This is a genomic window from Curtobacterium pusillum (genome assembly GCF_013359865.1).
In the GTDB taxonomy this organism is placed as follows: Bacteria; Actinomycetota; Actinomycetes; order Actinomycetales; family Microbacteriaceae; genus Curtobacterium; species Curtobacterium pusillum.
Genome location: NZ_JABMCE010000044.1, coordinates 22,693 through 31,309 on the forward strand (window position 1 = coordinate 22,693; position 8,617 = coordinate 31,309).

Consider the following 8,617-nt stretch of genomic DNA (forward strand, 5'->3'; position numbering starts at 1 on the left):
AGGTGCAGGGGCAGGGGCAGGGGCCGCGGCTACGCCCGCGGGGTCAGGGGCCCGCGGGCGAGCTTGTGCTGCGCCGACTGCGCCACCGGACGGATCGTCACCAGGTCGAGGTTCACGTGCGCCGGCAGCTCGACGGAGTGCACGATCGCCTCGGCGACGTCCTCGGCGACGAGCGGCTCGGGCACGTTGTCGTACACCGCCGCCGCCTTGTCCGCGTCGCCCCGGAACCGCGTCAGCGCGAACTCGTCGGTCTTCACCAGGCCGGGGGCGATCTCGACGACGCGGATCGGCTCGCCGTTCAGCTCGAGCCGGAGCGCGGCGACGAGAGCGTGCTCGGCGAACTTCGCGGCGTTGTACCCGCCGCCGTTCTCGTACGCCACGAAGCCGGCCGTCGACGTCACGGTGACGATGTCTGCGCTCCCGGCCGCCGCCGCACACCGACGGAGGTGCGGGAGCAGGGCCGCGACGACCCGCTTCGTGCCGATCACGTTCACCTCGAACATGGCACGCCAGTCCTCGACGTCGGACTCCTCGACGCTCGCCGACCCGAAGGCGCCGCCCGCGTTGTTCACGAGCACGTCCGCTCCCCCGAGCTCCTCGACGCGGGCGGCGAGCGCCTCGACATCGTCGGGGTCGGTGATGTCGGCGACGAGCACGTCCGCCCCGGTCGAATCCGCGAGCGCCGACAGCTTCGACTCCCGCCGGGCCACGGCGAGGACGTCCCACCCGCGGTCGCGGAACAGCCGGACGGTGGCCGCCCCGATGCCCGAGCTCGCTCCGGTGACGACTGCGCGACGTGCCATGTGCTTCCTCCAGTGGTGGGGACGGGATGTCAGGACAACCGTACCGATCGGCCGAGGTCACGATCCGGTAACGTGACCGAGGATGACGACGGATGCCGCCCCTCCAGCGCCCTCGGCGCCCGCCACGCAGCTCGAACCCGGTCGTGCGAAGCGTCGTATCCCGATGTGGGACACGGCGCGGTTCCTCGCGGTCACCCTCGTGGTGATCGGTCACGCCATCCAGCGCCAGACGACCGCGAGCGAGCACGCGCTCGCGCTGTACACCTTCATCTACGCGTTCCACATGCCGGCGTTCGGCGTGATCAGCGGGTACTTCTCCTCCGCGGACACCCCGACCGCCACGCGGATGAAGCGGACCATCACGGACATCGTGGTGCCGTACATCATCATGCAGACGATCTGGACCGTCGTGCAGGCCCTGGTCGAGGGCGGGAAGAAGTTCAACCCGACCCAGCCGACCTGGACGCTCTGGTTCCTGCTCGCCCTCGGCATCTTCCGGCTGATCCTGCCGTACCTGGCGCAGCTGCGGTGGCCGCTGTTCTGGGCGGTCGTCTTCAGCATCGGCGTGGGGTACTTCGACAACGTCGACTCCACGCTGTCGCTGTCGCGCGCGATCAGCCTGCTCCCGTTCTTCCTGGTCGGCTGGCAGGTGAAGCAGTGGGGCGTCTTCGACCGGTGGTACGAGGCGCCGCGGCGGATCGTGGTCCGGGTCCGCGTCGCGGCCGCGGCGGTGTTCGTGGCGTGGGCCGTCGCGTGTGCGATCTGGATCCCGCAGTTCAAGGAGTTCGACCTGCACCACTGGTTCTTCTACGACGACTCGTACTCGGGTCTCGGCGAGGACGCGTGGTGGGCCGGTGCCGTCCGCTTCGGCCTGCTGCTGCTCGCGGCGCTGCTGACCGCGTCGTTCCTGCTGCTCGTGCCGCGGCGGCACGTCTGGATCACGCAGTTCGGCGCAGCGACGATGTACGTCTACCTGCTGCACACGTTCGTGCTCTACCCGATCCGGGAGTCGGGCGTACTGGCCGGGCAGCACTCGGCCTGGCCGTACGTGCTGCTCATGGTCGCGATCGCGTGCGCGGTGAGCCTGTTCCTCGCGCAGCCGTTCGTGCGGCGCGGGATGCGCTGGCTGCTGGAACCGAACGTCGGCTGGCTGTTCCGTCGCGATCCGGCGTAGCGCTGCGCGCCGGTGACGGTCGGGAGGCGCGGATCACCCGACCGCGTCCGTTACGTCCCGTGGCGGGTGCGCTGGTACCCGGCCCGCGACCTGCGTACCGTGACGTGCGACGCAAGGGTGCGCCGTTCCTCCCGGCCGGCGCACGGCGACCCGACGACCGACAGCACCCGACAGGAGCACCGATGAGCACGAACGACGCAGCCGCCTGGCAGTTCGAGACCACGCAGGTCCACGCCGGCGCACAGCCGGACCCCACCACCGGAGCCCGCGCGACGCCGATCTACAAGACGACCTCGTACGTGTTCGAGAACTCGGACCACGCGCGCGACCTGTTCGCGCTCGCGCAGCCGGGCAACATCTACTCGCGCATCATGAACCCGACGAACGACGTCGTCGAGCAGCGCATCGCCGCGCTCGAGGGCGGGTCCGGCGCGCTCCTGGTGTCGAGCGGCCAGGCCGCGGAGACCTACGCGGTGCTCAACATCGCGGGTGCCGGGGACCACATCGTGTCCTCGTCCTCGATCTACGGCGGCACGTACAACCTGTTCAAGTACACGCTGGCGAAGCTCGGCATCGAGACCACCTTCGTCGAGGACCAGGACGACCTCGACGAGTGGCGCCGCGCGGTCCGTCCGAACACGAAGCTGTTCTTCGCCGAGACGATCGGCAACCCGAAGATCAACGTCCTGGACATCACCGGGGTCAGCGACGTCGCGCACGAGTCCGGCGTGCCGCTCATCGTCGACAACACCATCGCCACGCCGTACCTCATCCGCCCGTTCGAGCACGGGGCGGACATCGTCGTGCACTCCGCGACGAAGTTCCTCGGCGGCCACGGCACCGTCATCGGCGGCATCATCGTGGACGGCGGCAAGTTCGCCTGGTCGCAGCACCCGGACAAGTTCCCGGAGTTCAACACGCCCGACCCCTCGTACCACGGGGCCGTCTTCGCCGAGGCGGTCGGCAACGAGCTCGCCTACATCGTCAAGGCCCGGGTGCAGCTCCTCCGCGACCTCGGGGCGTCGAACTCGGCGGACACCGCGTTCGCGCTCCTGCAGGGCATCGAGACGCTGTCGCTGCGCATCGAGCGGCACGTGTCGAACGCGCAGGAGATCGCCGAGTGGCTGGACCAGCACCCGGACGTGGCGACGGTGGCGTACGCCGGCCTGCCGACGTCCCCGTGGTACGCCGCGGCGAACCGGTACGCACCGAAGGGCGTCGGCGCGGTGCTGTCGTTCGAGCTGAAGGGCGGCGTGCCCGCGGGCAAGGCGTTCGTGGACAACCTGCAGCTGTTCTCGCACCTGGCCAACATCGGCGACGTGCGATCGCTCGTGATCCACCCGGCCTCGACCACGCACTCGCAGCTCACGCCCGAGCAGCAGCTGACGACCGGCGTGACGCCCGGGCTGGTGCGCCTGTCGGTCGGGATCGAGAACATCGAGGACCTCAAGGCCGACCTCGAGGCCGGGCTCGCGGCCGCGCGTGCCGTCTCGCAGGAGGGGCTGCGCGCGTAGCGTCCTGCTCGGCGCCGCCCTCGTTGCAGGCGCATGTTCCGACGTCCCACGTGTCGATCAACACGTGGGACGTCGAACGTTGCGGGTGCATCCGATCCGCGTGCATGCGTCGACGTTGCACGCGTCGAACAACCGGCACCGTGTCGGAACGTGCATGCGCGCGCGCCGCGACCCGACGCCGTGGAGCGGCGACGCGCCGGACGTGACGTAACACGGCGGCCCCGCACCGCGCCTACCGGCAGACTGGACCCGATGGACTGGCAGACGACTCCCGAGGACTCCGTGCCGTCCACCCTCGTGCCCGGCACCGAACTCGGCACGCTCGGGAAGCCGCCCGTCACCGGAGCCTGGCGTCCCGGCGACCACCCCGGCTCCCGGCACTTCGAGGCCCTCGGCGAGCAGTGGGTGCGCGGCGGGCGGATCCCCGCGGTCCGCGTCGCCTACGAGACGTGGGGGTCGCTGAACGAGGCCCGCGACAACGCCGTCCTCGTCTTCCACGCCCTCACCGGCGACTCGCACGTGGCGGGTCTCCCCGGTCCCGGTCACCGCACGGCGGGCTGGTGGGGCGACGTCGTCGGTTCCGGGCGCGCGATAGACACCGACCGGTGGTTCGTCATCGCCCCGAACATGCTCGGCGGCTGCCAGGGCACGACCGGACCGTCGTCGGTGGCGCCGGACGGTCTGGAATGGGGCTCCCGGTTCCCGTTCGTCACCGTGCGCGACCAGGTCTCCGTGCAGGCGCAGCTCGCCGACCGGCTCGGCATCGACACGTTCGCCGCGGTCGTCGGCGGGTCGATGGGCGGCATGCACGCGCTCGAGTTCGCGATCGCGCACCCGTCGCGCGTGACGCGGCTGGCCGTCCTCGCGTCGACCGCGCAGACCACGGCGGACCAGATCGCGGCGAACTCGCTGCAGCGTGCGGCGATCCAGATGGACCCGGCGTTCGCGGGCGGCGACTACTACGAGGCCGACCCCGGCGAGGGACCGCACCGCGGGCTCGCGCTGGCCCGGCGGATGGCCCTGATGACCTACCGCGCCTCGGACGAGCTGAACGGCCGGTTCGCCCGGTCGTGGCAGAGCGACGTCTCACCGCTCGGCGACGACGGTCGGTTCTCGGTCGAGAGCTACCTCGACTTCCACGGCAACAAGTTCACGCGGCGCTTCGACGCGTCCTCGTACACGACGCTCACGCACGCGATGGACTCGCACGACGTCGGCGCCGGACGGGGCGGGGTCGCGGCGGCGCTCGGTCAGGTGACGGCGCGGACGCTCGTGGTCGGCGTGTCGAGCGACCGGTTGTTCCCCATCGAGGACCAGCACCGGATCGCGGCCGGTGTACCGGACACCCTCGACGGCGACCGTGCGGCCGTGATCGAGAGCGAGTTCGGGCACGACGGGTTCCTCATCGAGCACGAGGCGGTCGGGGCGCATCTGCGGCGTCTGCTCGACTGAGCCCCGGTTGCGGTTGCTGTAACGATCCCGTAGCCATCCGAGACGGCAGGGCGCGCCGAACACCCCCCAACGGGTGGCGCGCGTGGAATGATGGCGTGGTGCCGCGGGTGACCGAGGCTCGGTTTCCCTTCATTCCACACAGTCACCAACCAGGACATCGATGGACTTCATCGCACAGGAACGCGACCGCTTGCTCCGGTCGACGACCCGTGTCGTGGGCATCGTCTGCGCGCTGGTCTCGGTCATCGGCATCGTCTGCGCGCTCGCCGTCCCCGTCGTCCCGCTGCTGGGCGGTCTGGCGTGCATCGCGATCATGATCGGCGGCTTCCTGGTCTTCGGCTGGAACGGGTCGATCTGGTGGACGGCACTCATCCTCGTGTCCGGGCTCGCCGCGCTCGCGCTCCTGCTCCTCGGCGTCGACGACGCCGTGCGGCCGGTCGTCGCCAGCGCGGTGGTGCCCCTGGCCGCCGGCAGCGTGTCCGCACCGCTCATGGCGCAGCGCGGTCACCCCGTCGGACTCGGCCTCACCATCGCCGCCGGCGCCGCCGTCGTCGTCGCGATGGTCTGGGCCAGCGGCGGCATCCTCACCATGCCCGTCACCGGTGCGCTGCTCGGATGGGTGCTCATCGCGGTGGTGACGATCTGGATCTCCCGGAGCATCCCCCGCGTCGCCCGTCGGATCTACAGCATCGGCACCGCGCACCGCGCCGAACGGCAGGCCAGCGAGACCGAGGCGCAGCGACGCCAGGGCGCACGCCTCCTGCACGACACCGTGCTCGCGACGCTGACCCTCCTCGCGCACTCCGGAGTCGGTGTCTCCGAGCAGGCGATGCGCGAGCAGGCCGCCGAGGACGCACGACTCCTCCGCCACCTCCGGCTCGGTGCGACCCCGCAGCCGCAGCAGTCCGGCGACTACTCGCTCACGCGCGAGGAGGAATCCCCCCTCGGCCAGACCCTCGAGTCGGTCAAGCAGCGCTTCGGACGCATGGGCCTCGAGGTCAGCTGGCACGGCACCGGTCAGGTCCTCCTGCCGTCGAACGTGCTCGACGCGTTCCTGCTCGCGCTCGGCGAGTGCCTCGAGAACGTGCGGCGCCACGCCGGCGTCGGCGAGGCGCACGTCACGATCGTGCACGACAACGAGATGGTCCGGGCCATGGTCACCGACTCCGGTGTCGGGTTCGACCTCACCCACGTCAGCGCCGAGCGTCTCGGCTTCAAGGAGAGCGTCGTGAACCGCCTCCGCGAGGTCGGCGGGGACGCGAAGCTCTTCTCGGCGCCGGGTTCCGGCACGACCGTCGTGCTGGAGGCGCCGCGATGACCCGCATCCCCGAGGACACCATCAGCCGCGGACTGCCCGGCGAGACGGTGCAGGCCGCTCCGCGGACCCGACGGGAGGCGCGGGAACGCTACCGGGGCAGCGAACGTCGACAGGCGCGCGGCCTCCCCTCGACGTCGACCGGGGCGCGGTCGCTGCGGCAGGCAGCCAAGCCGGGGGCGTCCCTGGGCGCGGGTTACCTCGGCCTCGGCGCCGCCGTCCTCACCGGGATCGAGGCGATCGCCGGCATCGTCTTCTTCCTCATCCGGTGGACCGACTTCGCCGACCCGTGGCTGCCGGCCGCGGCCTGGGGCCTGTACACGATCGCGGCGGTCGGGGTGGGGCTCAGCCTGCTCACCTACGGGGAGCGGCTCACCGGACTCGCGTTCGCGCTCATCTGCGTGGTGCTCGCCTGCGTCGTCACGCTCGACTTCGTCGGGATCTGGCCCGAGCACGACATCGCGCACACCGCGTCGGCGTCCGTGGCCGCCGGGTTCGCCCTGCTGCCCGTCGCCACCCTCCGCCCCGCCCGAGAGGTCGGCGCGGCCATCGCCGTGCTCGGGCTCGCGTTCGTGGCCATGGCCGTCGCCTCGACCCCGATCACGAGCGACACCCTGCCCGGGATCGTGTCCACGGTGGCCCTCGTGACCGTCCCGCCGTCGATCGCGATCTTCGTCGTGCACCGCTTCCGGCAGCTCGTGCAGCGCGAACTCGACCGCGTGCTCGTGCAGAGCAACGTCCAGGCGCCGCAGTTCGCGGTCGGCATGCTCGCCTCCGACGAACTCGCCCGACTCGACCTCGCCGCCGAGAAGCTCCTGGACGCCGTCGCGAACGGGAGCGACCCGCTCCCGCTGTCCGACGCCTCCGCCTCGGTCGCCGCGTCCCTCGCGACCGAACTCCGCCTGCACCTCATCGAGGGCCGCCGGGAGACGTGGCTGTACCACGCGATCACGGAGTCGGACAACCTCGGCCGCTCCGTCAGCGTCGCCGATCCCCAGTCCCTCGCGGGCCACCTCACCCCCGCGCAGCGCGACGGCCTGCTGCAGGCGCTCTGGCAGATGGTCGGCGACGGGAAGACCACGCAGGCCGGATCGCCGGTCGTGTCCGTCACACTCGGCCCCGTCGGCTCCGACGGCCACCCCGTCACCGACGAGACCATGGACGTCCCCATCGTCTTCGAGTCGCGCGGTGTCCCCCGTCGCAGACTCGGCCCGACCGCCTGGAGCGCACTCCAGCGCATCGGCCCGTACACCGACTCCGTCCGGGACGGCGCACTCCACGTCGTCGCGCACTGCGTCGTCGATCGGCATCCGTCGATGTAGCCGTCGCACGCGACCGGCTGGCCCGACCTGGGACACCCCGAACTGCCGGACACCCTGACCAGCCTGCCCGTGCCACATGGTCCGTCCCCCTAGGATCGGCCACGACCGCCCCCGAGAAAGGACGCCACCATGGCGACTCCAGAGGAACCGATCCGACTCGCACTCGTCGACGACCACAGGATGCTCCTCGGCGCGCTCACCGAGTGGATCCGGAACGCAGCCGACGACATCACCCTCGTCGCCGCCGTCACGACCTGGCCCGAGCTGCTCACCAGCCCGGCGTTCCCGGTCGACGTCGTGCTGCTCGACCTCGACCTCAAGGACTCGATCCCGGTCTCGCTGAAGATCTCGACGCTCAAGACCGCCGGCGTGAAGACCGTCGTCATGAGCACCTACTCGGAGCCGAACGTCGTCCGGGAGGCCCTCGCCTCCGGCGCCCTCGGCTACCTCGTGAAGAGCGAGGACGCGGAGATGATCGTCGAGGCCATCCGCTCCGCCCAGCGCGGCGAGCAGTACGTCTCGGCGGAGCTCGACCTCGCGATCAACAGCGGCGACGTGGGCGGCGTGCCGAAGCTCAGCGCGCAGGAGCGTCGCGTCATGGCGCTGTACGGCGGCGGCGAGCCCGTGAAGAGCGTCGCGTACCAGCTCGGCATCTCGGAGGAGACCGCGAAGAGCTACCTCAAGCGCATCCGTGAGAAGTACCGCGTGGCCGGCTTCGACGTCGGCACGAAGGTCGCACTGCGGAAGCGGGCGATCCAGGACGGCATCATCGTGCAGGACGGCAGTCCGCTCGGCCTGTAGCGGGTCGCGAAGGGCCGTCCGTCGGACTGGAGGCGCGCTGCGGCCTGGCACCGCGCCTCCAGTCCGGTCGGCGGTCGCGCTCGACATCCCCGCCAAAGCGACAGGTGCACGCGGGGCCCCGCCGTCCGTTCCGCGAAAGCGACAGAGTGCCGCCGGAGTTCCGCGGCACCCTGTCGCTTTCGCGGGGGCGGGCGCCGGGCCGCCGCGTGGGGCCGCGCAGCCGCGCCGCGCCGGCC

The 8,617-nt window shown here is 71.3% G+C and carries 7 protein-coding genes; 6 read left to right on the forward strand and 1 reads right to left on the reverse strand.

Going from position 1 to position 8,617, the window contains the following annotated elements; translation table 11 throughout:
• Positions 1 to 29: 29 nt before the first annotated feature.
• Entirely contained in the window at positions 30 to 803 is a 774-nt protein-coding gene (locus tag HP507_RS01635; RefSeq protein WP_175350132.1) for an SDR family oxidoreductase, read from the reverse strand.
• Between the two features lie 82 nt (positions 804 to 885).
• On the opposite strand from HP507_RS01635, the gene HP507_RS01640 reads away from it, so the two are divergent.
• From HP507_RS01640 to HP507_RS01665, 6 genes are all read left to right on the forward strand, one after another.
• Complete coding sequence (locus HP507_RS01640) at positions 886 to 1,977, forward strand: acyltransferase family protein (protein ID WP_175350133.1); 1,092 nt, start codon at positions 886 to 888, stop codon at positions 1,975 to 1,977.
• 182 nt (positions 1,978 to 2,159) lie between these two features.
• Complete coding sequence (locus HP507_RS01645; protein WP_175350134.1) at positions 2,160 to 3,491, forward strand: bifunctional o-acetylhomoserine/o-acetylserine sulfhydrylase; 1,332 nt, start codon at positions 2,160 to 2,162, stop codon at positions 3,489 to 3,491.
• 252 nt (positions 3,492 to 3,743) lie between these two features.
• Positions 3,744 to 4,943 carry a homoserine O-acetyltransferase MetX gene (gene metX / locus HP507_RS01650; RefSeq protein WP_175350135.1) on the forward strand — a complete coding sequence of 400 codons (1,200 nt, stop codon included), beginning with the start codon at positions 3,744 to 3,746 and terminating at the stop codon, positions 4,941 to 4,943.
• Between the two features lie 160 nt (positions 4,944 to 5,103).
• The gene (locus HP507_RS01655) at positions 5,104 to 6,261 is read left to right on the forward strand and encodes a sensor histidine kinase (RefSeq protein WP_175350136.1); all 1,158 of its coding nucleotides are present in this window, start codon (positions 5,104 to 5,106) and stop codon (positions 6,259 to 6,261) included.
• Positions 6,258 to 7,580, forward strand: coding sequence for a hypothetical protein (locus HP507_RS01660; protein ID WP_175350137.1), 1,323 nt, complete (start codon positions 6,258 to 6,260; stop codon positions 7,578 to 7,580). The genes HP507_RS01655 and HP507_RS01660 overlap by 4 nt, the downstream gene beginning before the upstream one ends.
• Before the next feature lie 129 nt (positions 7,581 to 7,709).
• Positions 7,710 to 8,381 carry a response regulator gene (locus tag HP507_RS01665; RefSeq protein ID WP_175350138.1) on the forward strand — a complete coding sequence of 224 codons (672 nt, stop codon included), beginning with the start codon at positions 7,710 to 7,712 and terminating at the stop codon, positions 8,379 to 8,381.
• The last annotated feature ends 236 nt before the right edge of the window (positions 8,382 to 8,617 follow it).